Here is a 19,169-nt window from a genome sequence, read left to right as displayed (position 1 = left end):
GGACACTAATGGCCGAGAGCAAGACCATCCGCTGGGAGCAGGACTCCGACGGCATCGTCACCCTGACCCTGGACGACCCGAAGCAGTCGGCGAACACGATGAACTCCGACTTCCGCGAGTCGCTGGGCGTCACGGTCGACCGTCTGGAGGCCGAGAAGGACTCCATCACCGGCGTTGTCATCACGTCCGCCAAGAAGACGTTCTTCGCCGGCGGCGACCTGAACGACCTCATCCAGGCGAAGCCCGAGAACGCGGTCGAGTTCACCGAGTCGTCCGGCCTGATGAAGGGCCAGATGCGGCGGATCGAGCAGCTCGGCAAGCCGGTCGTCGCGGCGATCAACGGCGCCGCGCTCGGCGGTGGCCTGGAGATCGCGCTGGCGACGCACCACCGCATCGCCGCGGACGTCAAGGGCAGCCAGATCGGCCTTCCGGAAGTGACGCTGGGCCTGCTGCCCGGCGGCGGTGGCGTTGTGCGCACTGTCCGATTGCTGGGTATCCAGAGCGCGCTGCTGAACGTGCTTCTGCAGGGTCAGCGGCACCGTCCGGCCAAGGCGCTGGAGCTCGGCCTGGTGCACGAGCTCGTCGGCACGGTCGAGGAGCTTGTCCCCGCCGCGAAGGCGTGGATCAAGGCGAACCCCGAGGGCGGCGTCCAGCCCTGGGATGTCAAGGGCTACAAGATCCCGGGCGGCACGCCGTCGAACCCGAGCTTCGCGGCCAACCTCCCGGCGTTCCCGGCGAACCTGCGCAAGCAGATCAAGGGCGCGAACATGCCGGCGCCGCGGGCGATCCTGGCCGCCGCGATCGAGGGCGCGCAGGTCGACTTCGACACCGCGATCCTGATCGAGACGCGCTATTTCATCAGCCTCGCCACCGGCCAGGTCTCGAAGAACATGACAAAGGCGTTCTTCTTCGACCTGCAGACGATCAACTCCGGCGGCTCGCGGCCGGACGGCTTCGAGAAGTACACCGCTCGCAAGGTGGGTGTCCTCGGCGCCGGGATGATGGGCGCCGCGATCGCTTACGTGTCGGCGAAGGCCGGCATCGACGTCGTCCTCAAGGACGTCTCGCAGGAGGCGGCCGAGAAGGGCAAGGGTTACGCGGCCAAGCTCGAGCAGAAGGCCCTCTCGCGCGGCAAGACCACGCAAGAGAAGTCGGACGCGCTGCTGGCGAAGATCAAGCCGACCGCCGACCCGGCCGACTTCGCGGGTGTCGACTTCGTCATCGAGGCCGTGTTCGAGAGCGTCGAGCTGAAGCACAAGGTGTTCGGCGAGATCGAGAGCGTCGTCAACGCCGACGCGGTGCTGGGCTCCAACACCTCGACGCTGCCGATCACCACGCTCGCCGAGGGCGTGCAGCGGACCGAGGACTTCATCGGAATCCACTTCTTCTCGCCGGTGGACAAGATGCCGCTGATCGAGATCATCTGCGGCGAGAAGACGTCGCCGGCGACGCTGGCGAAGGTCTTCGACTACACGCTGCAGATCAAGAAGACCCCGATCGTCGTCAACGACAGCCGCGGCTTCTTCACTTCGCGCGTGATCGGCACGTTCATCAACGAGGCCGTCGCCGCGCTGGGCGAGGGCGTCGAGCCGGCGTCGATCGAGCAGGCGGGTTCGCAGGCCGGCTACCCGGCACCGCCGCTGCAGCTGATGGACGAGCTGACGCTGACCCTCCCGCGCAAGATCCGCAAGGAGACGCGCGAGGCGATCGAGGCGGCTGGCGGCACGTGGAAGGCGCACGCGTCGGAGGGCGTCATCGACCGGATGGTCGACGAGTTCGACCGCAAGGGCCGTTCGACAGGCGCGGGCTTCTATTCCTATGGCGAGGACGGCAAGCGCACCGGGTTGTGGTCGGGGCTGCGCGACGCGTTCAAGTCCGGCTCGGTCGAGGTGCCGTTCGAGGACCTCAAGGAGCGGATGCTGTTCGCCGAGGCGCTCGAGACGGTGAAGTGCTTCGACGAGGGCGTGCTGACGTCGGTGGCGGACGCCAACATCGGCTCGATCTTCGGCATCGGCTTCCCGGCGTGGACCGGCGGTGTCATCCAGTACATCAACCAGTACGACGGTGGCCTGCAGGGCTTCGTCGACCGGTCTCGTGAGCTGGCCGCCCGCTACGGCGACCACTTCGAGCCGCCGGCTTCGCTCGTGGAGAAGGCCGCCAAGGGCGAGATCTACGAATAGGGCTTCAACGACGAAGGCCGTCACTTCGGTGGCGGCCTTCGTCATTTCACGACGAGGTTGACCTCCTTGGCGGCTTCGGCCTCGGTCTTCCAGACGGTGGCGCGGGTGTTGTCCCCGGCATGGAAGCCGTAGCGCGCTGCGCCCTTCTCGATCCCGGTGAAGGTGAACGTGAACGTCCGGTTGTAGAGGTCCAGAGCTGCCAGGTCTGGGTCGTCGAGCTTCACCAGCTTGAGAGTGGTGACGCCGATGATCTCGTTCTTCTCGTTCGCGACGGTGACCTGGGCGCCGTCGTCGATTTCGTCGTGGTCCGACAGCCCGCACGGGTAGCAGTTGTAGCTCACGCTGCCTTTGACGTCGAAGGTCTGAGGCTTGGCGGTGGCGACCGAGACGGCGACCACGATGGCGATGGCCAGTACGGTGCCCAGGACAAAAACGAGGACGGGCTTATGCGTCAGGAGCCGGGCGGCTTCGGGTTCGGACATGGGGCGGCCTCCGTGGTCGAATGGTGATGAGGTCGCGGCGCCGCGCTCAGGTGTTGCCGGGGTGATCGACTTGTTACTGCGTCGGGGCACCGGCGCGAAGTGCGTGTCCGCCTGTTTGTCCGCTCCAGTTCGCCCGAAGGCCATCGAACGCGGGTTAGTCTCCGCCCATGCGCCGTCCCGTCACGGTGGCACTGGCCGCCGCCCTGTTCGCCTCCGCGTTGACAACGATGTCGGCCGCCGCCGACTTGAGCCCTGCCGACTTCGTCGATCCGCTGATCGGCTCCGCCGGCGACGGCAACACCTATCCCGGCGCTACCGCGCCCTTCGGGATGCTCGCTTGGAGCCCGACCAGCACCCGCGGCGATCAGACATCCACCGGTGCTGCCAACGGCTACCAGTACGACACCACCCGGATCCGCGGCTTTGCGTTAACGCGCGTTAACGGAGCGGGCTGCAACCCCGGCGCCGCCGGGGACGTGCCGATCCTGCCGTTCGCCGGCGACGTCACCTCCTCGCCAACCGCCGACACCACCGACGCGATCTACGCGAGCAACTTCAACCACGCGGACGAGGGAGCGTCGCCGGGACGGTACCGTCTCGGCCTGGCCAACGCCGTGACGACCGATGTCGCCGCCACCGAACGGACCGCGATCGGCACTCTGCAGTACCCCGGGCAGAAGCCGGCCAGCCTGCTCTTCCGCACCTCGAACTCACTCAACGGCAGCGAGGACGCCGAGACCCACATCGACGCGGCGAACCGCAAGGTCACCGGGTCCGTGCTCACCGGCGCCTTCTGCGGCCGCCGCGCGAACGGCGGCGTCAACAACCGCAAGTCCTACTATCGCCTCTACTTCACCGCGCAGTTCGACCAGCCGGTCATCGGCACCGGGACCTGGAAGGACGCGACCCTGCAGCCCGGCGGCACCGACCAGACCGGCGGCGAGGGGTACGCGACCGGCAACGACCGCGCCGGGCGCGGCTCCGGTGGCTACGTCACCTTTGCGCCGGGCAGCAAGGTCACCATGCGGATCGGGATCTCCTACGTCTCCCTCGACGGTGCCGAACGCAACCTGCAGGCCGAGCAGCCCAGGAAGTCCACGGTCGACACGATCGCGGAGCGCACCAAGCGAGCCTGGAACACCGAGCTGAGCCGCGTCGACGTCGGCGGCGGCAGCGCCAACCAACGGATCGTCTTCACCACCGCGCTCTACCACAGCCTGCAGCAGCCGAACCTCGTCAGCGACGTCGACGGCCGGTACCTCGGGATGGACGGAAAGCTCCACCGCGTCGAACGCGGGCAGGACGCGCAGTACTCGAACTTCTCCGGCTGGGACCAGTACCGCGCGCAGATCCAGCTGCTCGCGCTGCTGGAACCGCGCGTCGCCGGGAACTTCGCGCAGTCGCTCTACAACTACGCGAAGCAGAACGACGGTGTCTGGGACCGCTGGGTGCATATCAACGGCGCGACCCACGTGATGACCGGCGACCCGTCGGCCGCCACGGTCGCGACGTTCTACGCCATGGGTGTCCGCAACTTCGACTACCGCGGCGCGTTCGACTCGCTGTACAAGCAGGCGACCGTCCCGAGGCCGGAAGGTCTGCAGGACGGCGGCTGCCCGGGCCAGTGTGTCGGCCAGCGCCCGAACCTCGCGCAGTACTTGGCCTCCCACTACGCGCCGAACGACGTCTGCCACTGCTGGGGAGGCGCCGCCGAGACGCTCGAAGACGCCGTCGCGGACTCCGCAATCGGACATTTCGCAGAGCTGCTGGGCCGCACCCGCGAAGCTGCAGAGCTGCAGGCGCGCGGGGAGTACTGGCGCAACGTCTTCAACCCGGCCACCGGTTACACACAGGCGCGCAACGTCGACGGCGGCTGGGTGACGCCGTTCGACCCGGCGAGCGACCGCGGTTTCGCGCAGGGCAGCGCGGCGGCCTACACCTGGATGGTCCCGCAGGACGTCTCCGGGCTCGCCGACGCGATGGGCGGCAAGACCACCGCCGTCACCCGGCTCGACGGCTTCTTCCACGACGCGAACGGCAACTGGCAGCTCAAGGGCGGCGGTCCGCTGAAGTACGACCCGACGAACGAGCCCGACATCCACGCGCCGTGGCTGTACAACGAGCTCGGGCAGCCCTGGAAGACGCAGGAAACCGTGCGGCAGCTGGTCAGCTCCGTCTACACCACCGGGCCGTCCGGCCTGCCCGGCAACGACGACCTCGGCACGATGTCCGCCTGGTACGTCTTCGCCGCGCTCGGCCTCTACCCGCGGACGCCCGGCTCCGCGGAGCTGCTGCTCTCGAGCCCGCTGTTCCCGAGCGCCGTGATCCGGCCGGCGGGCGGCGCGCCGATCCGGATCACGACGTCGGGCAACGGCAAGTACGTCCAGGACGTCCGCCGCGGCGGACGGCCGCAGCGGGACTGGAAGCTCGACGCGTCCTTCCAGCGCGCCGGCGGCACGCTGGACTTCCGCCTGTCCGAGACGCCGACGAACTGGGGGAGTTAGGGCTCCAGCGCGACGTGCGGGAGCCGGCGGTCCAGCCACCGCGGCAGCCACCAGGCCCGTTCGCCGAGCAGGCGCATGATCGCCGGGACGAGCAGGCAGCGGATCACCAGCGCGTCCAGCAGCACCGCGACCGCCAGGCCGAGGCCGAACTGCGCCAGCATCCGCGACGGGTCGAGCAGGAACGCGCCGAACACCAGCACCATGATCGCGCCGGCCGCGGTGATCACGCCGCCGGTCGACGCGAGACCTTCGCGCACCGCCAGCCGTGCGTCGCCGGTGCGGCGCCATTCCTCGTGCATGCGCGAGACCAGGAAGACCTCGTAGTCCATCGACAGCCCGAACACGATCGCGAAGATCATCACCGGCACGAACGCCTCGATCGGGCCGGGCTGCGCGCCGAACCAGCCGTCGCCGAACACCAGCGTCATGACGCCGAGCGAGGCGCCGATGCTCAGCAGGTTCAGCAGCGCGGCCTTGAGCGGGATGAGGATCGACCGGAACACGACCATCAGCAGCAGCGCCGACAACCCGACGACGACCAGCACGAACAGCGGCAACCGGTCGGCGACGGCGTCGGCGAAGTCCGTCGCGGCCGCGACCGAACCGCCCACGAGGTAGTGGCCGGGCAGCGTCGGCAGGACGTCGGTACGGAGGCGTGTCACCAGCTCGGCCGTCGCTTCGTCCTGGGGTGACGTCGTCGGGAAGACCAGGACGGTCGGGCCCGTCGGCGGCAGCACCCGCGCGATGCCCGGGGTCGACGCGAGCCGTTGCTGCAGCGCGCCGGGGTCGCCGTCTTCGGTGACGATCGCGAGCGGGCCGCTGAAGCCCGGCCCGAAGCCCTCGGCCAGGAGGTCGTACGCCTGGCGCGTCGTCGATCCGGCCGGGTCGGTGCTCGAGTCGGCGAAGCCGAGCCGCATGCCCGCGGCCGGAAGGGACAGGCCGATGAGGACGGCCAGCCCGAGGGCGAGCGGAGCCAGCGGACGCCGCTGGACGCCGTCGGCGAGCCGGCGCCACGCCTTCCCGTGGTCGCGCTTCGCGGCGTGACGGCGGATGCCGCGTTCGAGCCGGTTGCCGAACAGCGACAGCAGCGCGGGGAGCAGCGTCACCGACGCGAGCATCGTCATCAGGACAGTCAGCGCGACGGCCACCGCCACCCCCCGCAGCCCGCCGAGCCCGAGCGCGAGCAGGCCGAGCAGCGCGATGATGACCGTCGTCCCGGCGAACAGCACCGAGCGGCCGGCGGTGTCGAGGGCTCGCCGCGCCGCGCTGTCGCGGTCGTGTCCGGCGAGGATCTCGCCGCGGTAGCGCGAGAAGATCAGCAGCGCGTAGTCGACGCCGACACCGAACCCGACCAGCATCATCAGCGGCGCGGTGTAGCTCGCGATGTCGACGTAGTGCGAGACGAGCGTGATCACGCCCAGCGTGCTGCCGACGGCGAACACCGCGGTGATCACCGGCAGGCCGGCGGCGAGCAGTGAGCGGAACAGGAAGACGAGGACGACCAGCGCGGCCAGCAGCCCGACGCCCTCCGCGGGGCCGCCGCCTCCCGAGACCCGCTCGACCGGATCGCCGGCGAGCGCGACCTGCACGGCGCCGGTCTGCTTCGCGACGTCTGCGAACTTCACGAGGTCGTCGTACGGGAGGTCGGCCGACGCCGCGTCGAAGGTGACGGTCGCGTAGCCGATCCGGCCGTCGGGCGACAGCGTCTCGAACGGCTCGGTCACTGCCCTCACGTGCGGCTGCAATCGGACATTTCCCAGAACTGCATCGACTGCAGCGCGCTGACCTGCGAGCCCGTTCTCGGCTTTGAAGACGATCTGCGCGCTCGCGCCCGATTGCGCGGTGTGCTGCAGCAGGTCGACGACCTGCTGGGATTCGGTGCCCGGAAGCGAGTTGTCGTCGTGGTAGGAGTCGCCGGCCAGACGGGAGGTGAACGTGACGCCGATGAGAACCAGCGCCCAGAGCGCGACGGCGAGCCACCGGTGACGCTGCGCCCAGCCGGCCAAGCGCGCCAGCCGTCCCCCGGTGGTGCGAGTGATGGTGTCCATGGGCGACAAGGATTCGCCGGTGAGGCCCTACTCCGCGTCGCGCGGCGGAGGACACTTGACGTGCTCCCGGCGGTGTCCCTTAAGGCGTTTCCCGTACCCCCGCGGGAGTACGGCTAGGGGGTGAGCCAGCGCGGCGTCACCGCGCCGGACTCGTAGGCGAGGACGACGAGCTGTGCGCGGTCGCGTGTGCCGGTCTTGGTCATGATCCGGCTGACGTGCGTCTTCGCCGTCGCGGGGCTGAGCGTGAGCTCCCGCGCGATCTCGTCGTTCGACAGACCCGCCGCGACCAGGGAGAGCACTTCGCGTTCGCGGTCGGTGAGCCGGTCGAGCGCCGGAGCTGCAGCCGGGCGCGTGACCCGCGCGGCGAACTCGGAGATCAGCCGCCGGGTGATCGACGGCGCCAGCAGCGCGTCGCCGCGGGACACCACGCGCACCGCGTGGATCAGCTCTTCGGGCTCGGTGTCCTTCACCAGGAACCCGCTCGCGCCCGCGCGCAAAGCGCCGTAGACGTCCTCGTCGAGGTCGAACGTCGTGAGGATGACGACCTTCGTCCCGGCGAGCGCCGGGTCCGCGAGGAGGTGCCGGGTGGCGGCGAGGCCGTCGAGCACCGGCATTCGGATGTCCATCAGGACGACGTCCGGGTGGTGGTCGTGGGCGGCCTGCAGCGCTTCGCGTCCGTCGGCGGCTTCGGCAACGACATCGATGTCGGCCTCGCCGTCCAAAATGGAGCGGAAACCGGCCCGGACGAGGCGCTGGTCGTCGACGAGCAGGACCCGGATCATCGGCCCATCATCGCACCGGCAGCCGGGCGCGCACCCGGAAACCGCCGCTTTCGAGCGGCGCCGCCGTCACTTCGCCGCCAAGAGCGCGGGCGCGTTCGGCCATGCCGCGGATGCCGTTGCCCGGCGGGGCCGTGCCGCCGCGGCCGTCGTCGTCGACCTGCACGGACAGCTCGTCGGCGCCGTAACCGAGCCGGACGACGACGGTCTTCGCGGCAGCGTGCTTCGCGACGTTGGTCAGCGCTTCCTGCACCACGCGGAACGCGGCGTGCTCGACGTCCGGCGGCAGGTCGCGGGCGACACCGTCGATCTCCGTGCGGACGGTCAGCCCGGATGCGCCCACCGACTCGGCCAGCTCGGCGACCCGCGAGAGACCCGGTCGGCCGGTTTGGCGGAGCATGCCGAGCGTCGCGCGCAGCTCCTGGAGCGCGGTCTTGCTCGCGTCCTTGATGGTTCCGAGCGCTTCTTCGGACTGCGCGGGGTCACGCCGGTGCAGCGCCGCACCGGCCTGGACGTTGATCAGCGCGAGGTGGTGGCCCAGGACGTCGTGCAGCTCGCGCGCGATGCGCAGGCGTTCGTCGGTGGCGCGCGCCCGGGCTTCGGCCTCCTTCGTGCGCTCGGCTTCCGCGCGGTAGTGCGTGACGGCGCCGCCGGCGACCAGGGCCACGAACCAGCCGGTCATCAGGAAGAACGCGAAGTTGTCCACGTGCCGCCCGGTCCGCGAGCTGATCTCGCCGACCACGACCCCCGCCATCGCCGCGACGACGAGCAGCGCGGCGCCGCGGATCCGCCCGGCCGCCGCGGCTGCGTACAGCGAGTACGCGAAGGCCAGCAGCACCAGGCCGTCGGGATCGGTCAGCGGGTAGTAGAGCGCACAGCAGAGGAGCGCGAACCCGGCTACGCCGAGCGGGTGGCGGCGCCGGAAGAACAGCGCGGCACAGCAGAGAACGGTGAGCACCCAGCCCAGAACGGCGTGGTGGCCCGGCTCGTCGTGGTCGCTGAGCACGGCGAAGAGCGTGCCCACGAGCACCGCGACGGTGACCGCGAGCTCGGGTAGGTAGCGCCGCATACGCCGAGTTTAGGGCGCTTCGCGCAGCTTGCGGCCGGGGCCGTGCGCGAAGGACGGGACTTGCTCACAGCGTAATCGCCGTCCACGAACAGGATTTTCGTGTGTAACAAAGGGTTTCCCGCCACCGACCAGTCGGCATTGATTCGCGTGGCCAAGGAGTGCGAGTGAGCAAGAAACTGGGGTTGGTCCTGGCGGCAGGCCTGCTGGTCGCGGGCTGTGGTGTCGGTTCGGTGCCGCCAAAGGACGTCGGAAACGTCGGTGTCCTCGAAACGCCGACATCGACGTATTCGACATCGACGTATTCGACGCCGACGTATTCCGTTCCGGTCACGACCGAAGCGCCCGCCACCACTTCCGAAGCGCCGGTTGCGACCACACCGCAAGCGGTCGCGCCGGTGCCGAAGACGACCGCGACCAAGCCGAAGGCCCCGAAGACCACCGCGCAGGCCGCGCCGAAACCCGCCGAATGCGGCGCCGACTACTACGTGAACTCGAGCGGCAACTGCGTCCACCGGCCCAGCGACAACCCGGCCGGCGCGACGGCTCTCTGCAAGGACGGCAGCTACAGCTACAGCCAGCACCGCTCGGGCACCTGCTCCGGACACGGAGGCGTGCGCACCTGGCTGTGACGAGAGCACCAATCGAGACGAAACCCGCCATCCCGTAGGTACAGTGCATGAAGTTGCATGATGTGTACTAACTACACACCGGGGGTGTGCTGGTGTCCCGTCCCGGGCGGTCCGCGCGCGCGATCGTCGTGGTGCTCGCTTCGTGCGGGCTGGTCGCGTCGTTCATGCAGACGCTGGTGGTGCCGCTGATCCCGGTGTTCCCGCGGCTGCTGAACGCCTCCGCCGCCGACGCGTCCTGGGTGGTCACCGTGACGCTGCTCGCGGCGTCGGTCATCACCCCGGTCAGCGGCCGGCTCGGCGACCTCTACGGCAAACGGCGGATGATCCTCGTCAGCCTCGCGCTGCTCATCGCCGGTTCGGTCGTTTCCGCGACGTCGAGCGAGCTGGCGCTGCACATCCTCGGCCGCGGGCTGCAGGGCTGCGCGATGGGCGTGATCCCGCTCGGCATCAGCATCATGCGCGACGAGCTCCCGCCCGAACGTGTCGGCGGCGCGATCTCGCTGATGAGCGCGACGCTCGGGGTCGGCGGCGCGATCGGGCTGCCGGTCGCGGCGATCGTCGCCGAGAACGCCGACTGGCACGTGCTGTTCTGGATGGCTGCGGGACTCGGGCTCTTCTTCGTGCTGCTGATCGTCAAGTTCGTGCCGGAGTCGCCGGTGCGCACGCCGGCGCCGTTCGACTACTTCGGCGCGTTCGGGCTGGCCGCCGGTCTGCTCTGCCTGCTGCTGCCGGTGGTCAAGGGCGCCACCTGGGGCTGGACGAGCGCGCCGACGCTCGGGCTCGCCGCGGCGGCCGTGGTCATCCTGCTCGGCTGGGGCGCTTACCAGCTGCGTCGCCGCGACCCGCTGGTCGACCTGCGGGTGTCCTCGCGCCGGCCGGTGCTGTTCACGAACCTGGCGTCGATCATGGTCGGGTTCTCGATGTACGCGATGGCGTTGTCGTTCCCGCAGCTGCTGCAGGCGTCGGCGTCGACCGGGTACGGGCTCGGCCAGACGATGGTGGAGTCCGGGCTGTCACTGGCGCCGAACGGCCTGGTGATGATGCTGCTGTCGCCGGTGTCGGCGCGGCTGATCACGCGGCTGGGCCCGCGCCCGACGCTGATGAGCGGCGCGCTGGTGATCGCGGTCGGGTACCTGTTTGCGATCGTGCTGATGGACAACGCGCTGGAGCTCATCACGGCGTCGGTGATCATCGGCGCCGGGGTCGGCATCGCGTACGCGGCGATGCCCGCGCTGATCATGGGCTCGGTGCCGGTCACCGAAACGGCGTCGGCGAACGGCCTGAACTCCCTGATGCGCTCGGTCGGCACGGCGATTTCGAGCGCGGTGATGGCGGCGATGCTGGCCCAGCTGACGATCAGCGTCGGCGGGCTCTCGGTGCCGTCCCTGTTCGGCTTCCGCGCGACCTTCGCCGTGGCCGCGTTCGCCGCGCTTACCGGAGTGGTGCTGGCCGCGCTGGTGCCGAAGACGCGGGTGGCGCCGGAGCTGGTCGGCGTCGCTTAGTTCTTGCGTGCCACCAACGCCAAGCCGCCGCATTCCGCCGGGTTGACCGGCACGTCCGCGGGCGCGTCCGGCCGCCATTCCGGGATGAACACTACGCCGGGGTCGACGATCTCGAAGCCGTCGGCCAGCGCCCGGAGCTCGTCGGCCGAGCGCGGGATGACCGGGTTCGAGCTCTTCTGGTACATCGCGACGGCGCGCGCGGTGCCGTCGCTCTGGAGCTCGTGCGTCGCGGAGGAAAGCGCCAGGTAACTGCCGGGCGCGAGCGCGTCGCGGTAGGTGCCGAGCAGCCGGGCGGGGTCGCGCTCGTCCGGGATGAAGTGCACGAACAACGCCATCACGATCATCACCGGCTGGTCCAGGTCCAGCATCATCTCGGTGGTTTCGTGCTCGAGGACGTCGTCCGGGAACTCGGCGTCGGCGAACACCATGGCCGCGTTTTCGTTGTCTTCCAGCACGATCTCGCTGTGCGCGACGGCGACCGGCTCGTTGTCGACGTACACGACGCGCGACCGCGGGTCGATCGCCTGGGCCACCTCGTGCACGTGCCCGACGGTCGGCATGCCGGAGCCGATGTCGAGGAACTGCCGGATGCCGTTGTCCATCCCGAACCGGATGGCGCGCCGCAGCCACTGCCGGTTGAGCTGCGCCCGCTCGCGCGCGTTCGGCTGGGCGGTCAGGACCTGCTCCGCGAACATCCGGTCGACGGCGTAGTTGAGCTCGCCCCCGAGGATGTAGTCGTACACGCGTGCGGCGTTCGGCTTCTCGAGGTCGATGCCGCGCCGCATGAGCTCGTCTTCGGTCATCCGCCACTCCAGGGCTCGGGGGATGACGCGAGAATAGCCGGACACGCAGGGCAGTGAGCTGATCACCGGCCCTCGGTCAGGTGGCCGGTGTCGTTCAGCGTGTGCAGCGTGCGGTTGTGGAAGTAGTCGTCTTCGTGGAGCACCGTGATGCCGCCGGGGCTCGAGCGGAACGACACGTGCGCGCACGCCGAGAGCGGCAGGCCCAGCCACGCCGCGACGACCCAGCTCAGCGACCCGCCGTGGGTGACGACCACCTGGTGCTCGCCGCCGGACCGGAGGACGCGGTCCATCGCGCGGTACACGCGGGTGACCCACTCGAGCTTGGTTTCGGCGCCTTCGATGCCCTCGTTGTGGTCGAGCCGCTCGCCGGTCGCCGGCGGCGGGACGAAGCGTTCGTCGAGCCAGGACTGCGGCCGTCCGCCCGCGAGACCGTAGGACTTCTCGCGGAGGTCGCGCACGAACACGGGTTCGACGCCGAAGAGACTCGCGATCGGCTCCACGGTCTCGACGGTTCGCCGCAGGTCGGAGCTGTACAGCTCGATCGGCGCGGCTGCCGGGATCAGCTCGCGCAGCCGCGCCGCGATCGCTACCGCGTCGACGCGGCCGCGGGTGGTCAGTGCCGAGTCGAACCAGCCGCCGACCCGGCCCTCCACGTGATGCGTCGCCTCGGGATGCGTGACGACGTAGAGCCGATTCAGTTCTTCCGCCCCACCAGAGCCAGCTGGCTGGCCAGCTCCGGGTGCTCACCCACTTCGTCGGGGTCGTCCGGCCGCCACTCGGGCGTGAACACGATCCCCGGCGGCAGGATCTCGAACCCGTCCACCAGCGCGCGCAGCTCTTCGCGCGAGCGTGCGAAGACGTTCGTGCCGCTCTGCTGGTAGAGCTGCGCCGCGCGGCGCACCTCCTCGCCCTGCCCCTCGAACGTGCCCGACGACAGCGCCAGGTAGCTGCCCGGGACGAGCGGCTAGTCGAAGTCCAGCAGTCGCTCGGTGGTCTCGTGCTCGAGGACATCGGCCGGCATTTCGGCGTCGGCCTGCACCATCTCCGCGTTGTCGTTGCCCTTCAGCACGATCTCGCTGTGCGCGACGGCGACCGGCTCGTTGTCCACGTAGACCACCCGTGACGCGGGGTCGATCGCCCGGACGACCTCGTGCACGTGCCCGACGGTCGGCATGCCGGAGCCGATGTCCAGGAACTGCCGGATGCCCTGCTCCGCGCCGAACCGCACGGCCCGCCGCAGCCACCGCCGGTTCAGCAGCGCCAGGTCCCGGGACTCCGGCCGCACCGCGAGGATCTGCTCGGCGAACATCCGGTCGATGGCGTAGTTGAGCTTGCCGCCGATCAGGTAGTCGTAGACGCGCACCGCGTTCGGCTTGTCGAAGTCGATCCCGCGTTTCGTGTGCTCGTCGGTCACCGACGCGCCACCAGGGAGAGGCCGCCCGACAGCGCCGGCGGGTCCTCGAGGGGTTCGTCGGGACGCCATTCCGGCGTGAACACCACACCCGGCGGCAGGATTTCGAAGCCCTTCACGAGCGCGCGCATCTCGTCGGGGGAGCGCAGGGTCAACGGCGTGCCGCTCTTCTCGTAGAGCGCGACGGAGCGCCGCGACTCCTCGCCCTGTCCTTCCCACGTGCCCGACGACAACGCCAGGTAGCTGCCCGGCGCGAACGCGTCGAAGTAGCTCGAGATCAGGCCGGCGGGGTCGCAGGAGTCGGGGATGAAGTGCACGAACGCGGCCATGACGACCATGACCGGCTGGTCGAAGTCCAGCATCGCCTCGGTGGTCGGGTGCTCCAGCACGTCGTCGACGTACTCGGCGTCGGCCTGCACCATCGCCGCGTTGTCGTTACCCTCGAGCACGATCTCGCTGTGCGCGACGGCGATCGGCTCGTTGTCGACGTAGACGACCTGCGACTCCGGGTCGATCGCCTGGACGACCTCGTGCACGTGCCCGACCGTCGGCATGCCGGAGCCGATGTCCAGGAACTGCCGGATGCCCTGCTCCGCGCCGAACCGCACGGCCCGCCGCAGCCACGCCCGGTTGACCAGGGCCATGTGCCGCGCGTTCGGCAGCACACCGATGATCTGGTCGGCGAACATGCGGTCGACGGCGTAGTTGAGCTTGCCGCCGATCATGTAGTCGTACACGCGCGCCGCGTTCGGTCTCTCGAGATCGATACCGCGCTTCGCGTGTTCGTCTTCGCTCATCGCCACTCCTCGCCCTCGGTGTGACGGGAGAATAGTCCGGTTCAGAGCAGTGGCGGCACCACGGCGTCGATCAGGTGCGGACCGGGTTCGGCGAACGCGCGCTGCAGCTGCTCGGCGAGCTCTTCGGCGGTGGTCGCGCGCGTCGCGGGGACGCCCATGCCTTCCGCGATCTTCACGAAGTCCATGTCCGGCCGCGACAGGTCGAGCAGGTCGTTCGCCTTCGGCCCGCCCGACGCCGCGCCGACGCGCTGCAGCTCCAGCCGCAGGATCGCGTACGCGCGGTTGTTGAGCAGCACCGTCGTGACGTTCAAGTTTTCCCGCGCCTGCGTCCACAGCGCGGAGATGGTGTACAGCGCGCTACCGTCCGACTGCAGGTTCAGGACGGGACGGTCCCGTCCCGCCACAGCCGCGCCGGTCGCGACCGGCATGCCGTAGCCGATCGCGCCGCCGGTGAGCGTCAGCACGTCGTGCCGCGGCGCGCCGGCCGTCGCCGCCGGCAGCAGCAGGCCGGACGTGTTCGCCTCGTCGGCGATGATCGCGTTCTCCGGGAGCAGGGCGCCGATGACGTCGACCCAGTTCTGCGGGGTCAGCGGACCGCTCGGCAACACGGGCCGGGACGCCTGCTGCAGCACCGGCTCGGTGTCCGCGGCGACGAGGTCGGCGACCTCGTTCAGCGCCCGCGTGACGTCCTGGCCGACGGACGCAAGCGTGTGCACCTGCGCGCCTTCAGGCACCAGGTCGCTCGGCTTGCCGGGATAGGCGAAGAACGACACCGGCGCTTTCGTGCCCGCGACGACGAGGTGCTTGACGCCGTCGAGCTGGTAGGTGACCTGCTCGGCGAGGTACCCGAGCCGCTCGATCGCCGGCAGTCCCGCGCCACGCTCGAGACGAGACGGGAACGTCTCGACGAAAACCTTCGCGCCGGTCGCCGCGGCGATCCGGCTGGCCGCGCGCAGACCTTCCTCGCGGCACGCGCTGCCGCCGACGAGCAGCGCCACCGGCTCACCGGCGCCGAACACCGCGGCGACGTCCTTGACGGTCGTCGCGTCCACGGCCTGCGGCACGCGCGGCGGGATCGGCGCGCACGTCTCGCCGCCTTCGCCCCACGAGGCGTCGGCGGGCAGGATCAGCGTGGCGACGCGGCCGGGCGCGTCCTGCGCGGCGGCGACCGCGGCGGCGGCGTCGGCCCCGACGTCCTTGGTGTGCTCAGAGCGGCGCACCCAGCCTTCCAGCGAGCCCGCGACGGCCTCGATGTCCGATTCCAGCGGCGCGTCGTACTGCTTGTGGTAGGTCGCGTGGTCGCCGACGATGTTGACGATCGGCGTGTGCGCACGACGCGCGTTGTGCAGGTTCGCGAGGCCGTTGCCCAGGCCGGGGCCGAGGTGCAGCAACGTCGCGGCGGGCTTGCCGGCGATGCGCGCGTAACCGTCGGCAGCACCGGTGACCACACCTTCGAACAGCGCGAGCACCCCGCGCATCTCCGGAACGGAGTCGAGTGCGGCGACGAAGTGCATCTCCGACGTGCCGGGGTTCGCGAAGCACACGTCGACGTCGGCGTCGACCAGGGTGCGGATCAGGGACTGGGCGCCGTTCATCTCGCTCATGCGGTTCCTTCGGGGAAGAGAACGCCGGGGTTGAGGATCCCGGCGGGGTCGAAGCTCTGCTTGATCCGGCGCATCAGCTCGATCTTCGCCGGATCCTCGAGTGCCTGGTGGTAGCCCGCCTTGGTGCGGCCGAGGCCGTGCTCGCCGGAGATCGCGCCGCCCAGCTCCATGGCGTAGGAGAAGATATCGGTGAGCAGCTGCTTCCGCCGGTCCGCGTCTTTGCAGAAGATCCCGAGGTGGACGTTGCCGTCGCCGGCGTGCCCGCAGCCGAGCGCGCCGCCGCCCGCGGCCATCGCGAGCTCCCGCGCCTTGGCGATGAACTGCGGCATGGCGGTTCGCGGGACGACGACGTCGATCACGTCGTCGGCGCCGACCGCCTTCGCGGTCCAGAAGGCCTTCTCGCGGGCCTCGATGAGTTTGCGCGCGGCGCTGCCGTCCAGGACATAGACGTCGACCGCGCCCAGTTCGCCGAGCAGCTCTCCGACTGTTTCGACGTCCTCGTCGAGACGCCCACCCTCGCGGTTCTCCAGCGCCACGACCAGGTATGCGTCGCATGTCTCGCGGATCTTGTCCGGGACGCCGAGCTCGAGCTTCTCGTTGTAGACGATGGCGGCCATCGTCATGTTGTCGATGTACTCGAGGATGTGCGGCGCGAGCCCGCTGGAGACGATCGCCGGCACGGCGGCCATGACCTGGTCGAAGTCGCCGAAGGGGGCGAGCACGGTGGCGCCGTGGGTGAGCCGCGGATGCAGTTTGACGGTGATCTCCGTGGCCAGCGCGAGGGTGCCCTCGGAGCCGATGACCAGCTGCGTGAGGTCGTAGCCGGTGGAGATCTTCGACGTCTTGCCGCCGGTCCGGATGATCTCGCCGGTCGGCAGCACGGCCTGCAGGCCGAGCACGTTGTTGCGCGTGACGCCGTACTTGACCGCGCGCATCCCGCCGGCGTTGGTGCCGACGTTCCCGCCGACGCTCGCGCTGAGCTCACCGGGATAGACGGTGTAGCTGAGCCCGGCTTCGGCGGTCTTGACGTCGAGCTCGGCGAGCGTGACCCCGGGCTGCACAACGGCGACGTGGTTCCCGGTGTCGACTTCCAGGACTGCGTTCATGCGCTCGAAGGAGATCAGCAGGCCGTCCGCGCGGGGACGTGCAGCTCCGGACAAGCCGCTTCCGGAGCCGCGCGCGGTCACGGGCACGTTGTGCTCCGAAGCGGCTTTCAGGAGCTCCGCGACTTCTTCGGCGGTTGCCGGCTTCGCGACGTACGCGGGCTTCTGCGGCTCCGCCGTCAATGCTTCGTCGTGCGCGTAGTCTTCGGAGATCGCGTCGCCGGTCAGCAGGTTCTTGTCCCCGACGACCTCGGCCAGCCGTGCTGCCACGTCGCCCATCGACAGTCTCTCCTCCGCGCCGTTGCTGTGGTTACCGCAGCGTAGTACGTACCGCCGGTACGCCGCTATGAAGAATTTTCATGTTCTTCGGGGCGCGGACGTTGATGAGGCCGGGCGGGCGCCGGGGTCGGCGCCCGCCCGGAGAAGCGACTCAGCCGATCGGCCAGGGCGGCCGGCAGTCCTGGCGCGGCAGCTCGATCGACGAGTTCGTGTAGACCCCGTCGGCGAGGGTGTCGGCCATGATCGGGCGTTCGACGTAGCACCAGTGCTGGGCGAAGTAGCCGCCCGGCGCCTCGGGCGTGTTGAAGTGGCAGACGCCGTCGGCCTGGATGCAGTAGCGGATGTACGGGATGCCGCCGAAGTCCGTTCGGCCCGGGCCGAACGAGACGTACCCGCCGAACGGCGACGGCGCGCCCGCGCCGGCCGGGATCACCGCGCTGATGCCGAGCCCGGGCGGGCCGATCGGCTGCATCGGGTCGGCGTACAGCTTCGCGTTGAAGTGGCCGCGGTCGACGTTCACGACGCCGTCCGCGATGTCGTTCAGCAGGAAGTTCGCGACGATCGCGCCCTGCGAGTACCCGACGACGGTGAACTCGCCGCCCGGGTCCTCGTTGAACGAATCCTGGGCGACGCGCTTCGCCTCCTCACGGCCGATGGCGACGCTCTGGTCCATCGGTGTCGCGCCGCACGGTCCCGGCAGTCCGGACGCGCCGGCCGGGTAGTTCACGACCTTGCGGATCCCGCCGCGCAGCCACGGTTCCTGGTACTGGTCCGCGTTCCCGTTGCAGGTCCCGCCGATCAGGATGTAGTAGTGCGCGCCTTCGGCGTGCGCGGCCGGTGTGGTGACGAATCCGGTGACGAGCGCCGCCACTGCGGCGCCGATCAGCGAAAGCCGTTTCAACCTCTTCACTTCGCAGTCCCCTCCGTCAGTTGATCACTGCCGCGGCGGACGTTAGGGAGGGGTGATGAAATCCGGATGAAACCGGTGATCAGCCGATTACAGACGAGGATTTAGTCCTGACTAAATCCCTGGTGGGTGACTGGGCGCCGGGGGATGCTTCCCGGCATGACATCGACGCACACCTTCGAAGACGGCTTTTCCGTGCGACGGCTGGGTTTCGGCGCCATGCGGCTCACGGAATGGGACCACGTGCCCGACGGCGCCGCTGCCGTCGCGCGCCGCGCGGCCGAGCTCGGCGTGACCTTCTTCGACACCGCCGACGCCTATGACCTGGGGCTGAACGAAGAACTGCTCGCCGACGCCCTCCATCCCTATCCGGGACTGCTCGTGGCGACGAAGTGCGGCCACGCGCGCCCGAGCCGGGGTGAGTGGGTGCCGCTCGGCCGGCCCGAGTACCTGCGGCAGCAGGCGGAACTCTCGCTGCGGCGGCTGCGCGTCGAACGGCTCGAGCTGCTGCAGCTGCACCGCGTCGACCCGCAGGTGCCGCTCGCCGACCAGGTCGGGGCGCTCGCCCGGCTGCGGACGGAGGGCAAGGTCGCCCGGATCGGGTTGTCGGAGGTCAGCGTGGCGCAGCTGGCCGAAGCGCGGGCCATCGCGCCCATCGCGAGCGTGCAGAACCGCTACAACCTGACGGACCGCGCGTCGGACGACGTCCTTGCGTACTGCGAGCGCGAGGGGATCGCGTTCGTCCCGTGGCTGCCGATCGCGCGGGGTGACCATGCGACGGCGGGTGGGGTGCTCGGAAAGGTCGCGGCCGGCCTCGGCGCGACACCCGCTCAGGTGTCCCTCGCCTGGCTGCTGCGCCGTTCGCCGGTGGTGGTTCCCATTCCTGGGACGTCTTCGATTCCGCACCTCGAAGAAAACTGCACCGCCGCCGAAATCACGCTTTCCGACGACGATTTCCAGCGCTTGGACGCGCTGGCGTGAAAGCGGCCCGGGGGGGGGGGGGGTGGGGGGGGGGGGGGGGGTGGGGGTGGGGGGGGGGGGGGGGGAGGGGAGGGGGGGGAGGGGGGGACGG

At 69.9% G+C, this 19,169-nt stretch carries 15 protein-coding genes and 1 pseudogene; 5 read left to right on the top strand and 11 right to left on the bottom strand.

The window, feature by feature from the left end; genetic code table 11:
• The first annotated feature begins 8 nt into the window (after positions 1 to 8).
• Complete coding sequence (locus ACZ61C_RS38175; RefSeq protein ID WP_465312785.1) at positions 9 to 2,180, top strand: 3-hydroxyacyl-CoA dehydrogenase NAD-binding domain-containing protein; 2,172 nt, start codon at positions 9 to 11, stop codon at positions 2,178 to 2,180.
• Positions 2,181 to 2,221: 41 nt separating this feature from the next.
• On the opposite strand, the gene ACZ61C_RS38170 is transcribed toward ACZ61C_RS38175, so the two are convergent.
• Positions 2,222 to 2,806 (bottom strand): hypothetical protein, encoded by a 585-nt coding sequence (locus ACZ61C_RS38170; protein ID WP_465312784.1) that lies wholly within the window; start codon positions 2,804 to 2,806, stop codon positions 2,222 to 2,224.
• Between the two features lie 23 nt (positions 2,807 to 2,829).
• On the opposite strand from ACZ61C_RS38170, the gene ACZ61C_RS38165 reads away from it, so the two are divergent.
• Entirely contained in the window at positions 2,830 to 5,166 is a 2,337-nt protein-coding gene (locus tag ACZ61C_RS38165; RefSeq protein ID WP_465312783.1) for a GH92 family glycosyl hydrolase, read from the top strand.
• Here ACZ61C_RS38165 and ACZ61C_RS38160 read toward each other — a convergent pair.
• The 3 genes from ACZ61C_RS38160 to ACZ61C_RS38150 form a co-directional block, all read right to left on the bottom strand.
• The gene (locus ACZ61C_RS38160; protein ID WP_465312782.1) at positions 5,163 to 7,214 is read right to left on the bottom strand and encodes an MMPL family transporter; all 2,052 of its coding nucleotides are present in this window, start codon (positions 7,212 to 7,214) and stop codon (positions 5,163 to 5,165) included. The two genes, ACZ61C_RS38165 and ACZ61C_RS38160, sit on opposite strands and share 4 nt — an antisense overlap.
• Before the next feature lie 113 nt (positions 7,215 to 7,327).
• Positions 7,328 to 7,996: a response regulator gene (locus ACZ61C_RS38155; protein WP_465312781.1), complete on the bottom strand. Its 669-nt coding sequence runs from the start codon at positions 7,994 to 7,996 to the stop codon at positions 7,328 to 7,330.
• A gap of 7 nt (positions 7,997 to 8,003) precedes the next feature.
• Positions 8,004 to 9,062: a sensor histidine kinase gene (locus tag ACZ61C_RS38150; protein WP_465312780.1), complete on the bottom strand. Its 1,059-nt coding sequence runs from the start codon at positions 9,060 to 9,062 to the stop codon at positions 8,004 to 8,006.
• Positions 9,063 to 9,226: 164 nt separating this feature from the next.
• On the opposite strand from ACZ61C_RS38150, the gene ACZ61C_RS38145 reads away from it, so the two are divergent.
• A complete protein-coding gene (locus ACZ61C_RS38145) occupies positions 9,227 to 9,691 on the top strand; it encodes a DUF3761 domain-containing protein (protein WP_465312779.1) in 465 nt (154 codons plus the stop codon).
• 86 nt (positions 9,692 to 9,777) lie between these two features.
• On the top strand, positions 9,778 to 11,193 hold the full coding sequence (locus tag ACZ61C_RS38140; protein ID WP_465312778.1) for an MFS transporter: 1,416 nt from the start codon (positions 9,778 to 9,780) through the stop codon (positions 11,191 to 11,193).
• Here the strand turns inward: ACZ61C_RS38140 and ACZ61C_RS38135 are convergent.
• From ACZ61C_RS38135 to ACZ61C_RS38105, 7 genes and pseudogenes are all read right to left on the bottom strand, one after another.
• Positions 11,190 to 11,996 (bottom strand): SAM-dependent methyltransferase, encoded by an 807-nt coding sequence (locus tag ACZ61C_RS38135; protein ID WP_465312777.1) that lies wholly within the window; start codon positions 11,994 to 11,996, stop codon positions 11,190 to 11,192. The two genes, ACZ61C_RS38140 and ACZ61C_RS38135, sit on opposite strands and share 4 nt — an antisense overlap.
• A 62-nt stretch (positions 11,997 to 12,058) precedes the next feature.
• Positions 12,059 to 12,694, bottom strand: coding sequence for a histidine phosphatase family protein (locus tag ACZ61C_RS38130; protein ID WP_465312885.1), 636 nt, complete (start codon positions 12,692 to 12,694; stop codon positions 12,059 to 12,061).
• Positions 12,691 to 13,410 (bottom strand): annotated as a pseudogene (locus ACZ61C_RS38125) (SAM-dependent methyltransferase). Before ACZ61C_RS38125 ends, ACZ61C_RS38130 begins: the two are co-directional and overlap by 4 nt.
• Positions 13,407 to 14,204: an SAM-dependent methyltransferase gene (locus ACZ61C_RS38120; protein ID WP_465312776.1), complete on the bottom strand. Its 798-nt coding sequence runs from the start codon at positions 14,202 to 14,204 to the stop codon at positions 13,407 to 13,409. The pseudogene ACZ61C_RS38125 and the gene ACZ61C_RS38120 overlap by 4 nt, the downstream one beginning before the upstream one ends.
• Before the next feature lie 41 nt (positions 14,205 to 14,245).
• On the bottom strand, positions 14,246 to 15,799 hold the full coding sequence (locus ACZ61C_RS38115) for an acetolactate synthase large subunit (RefSeq protein ID WP_465312884.1): 1,554 nt from the start codon (positions 15,797 to 15,799) through the stop codon (positions 14,246 to 14,248).
• Positions 15,800 to 15,804: 5 nt separating this feature from the next.
• Positions 15,805 to 17,190, bottom strand: a complete 1,386-nt coding sequence (locus tag ACZ61C_RS38110) for an FAD-binding oxidoreductase (protein ID WP_465312775.1) — start codon at positions 17,188 to 17,190, stop codon at positions 15,805 to 15,807.
• A gap of 151 nt (positions 17,191 to 17,341) precedes the next feature.
• Positions 17,342 to 18,100 (bottom strand): PE-PPE domain-containing protein, encoded by a 759-nt coding sequence (locus ACZ61C_RS38105; protein WP_465312774.1) that lies wholly within the window; start codon positions 18,098 to 18,100, stop codon positions 17,342 to 17,344.
• 156 nt (positions 18,101 to 18,256) lie between these two features.
• On the opposite strand from ACZ61C_RS38105, the gene ACZ61C_RS38100 reads away from it, so the two are divergent.
• Positions 18,257 to 19,078: an aldo/keto reductase gene (locus ACZ61C_RS38100; RefSeq protein WP_465312773.1), complete on the top strand. Its 822-nt coding sequence runs from the start codon at positions 18,257 to 18,259 to the stop codon at positions 19,076 to 19,078.
• Positions 19,079 to 19,169: the final 91 nt, after the last annotated feature.

It is taken from the genome of Amycolatopsis sp. NPDC104587 (assembly GCF_055583645.1).
The sequence above is the reverse complement of the archived record's forward strand: the minus strand, read 5'-3'. Positions and strand labels throughout refer to the sequence as shown.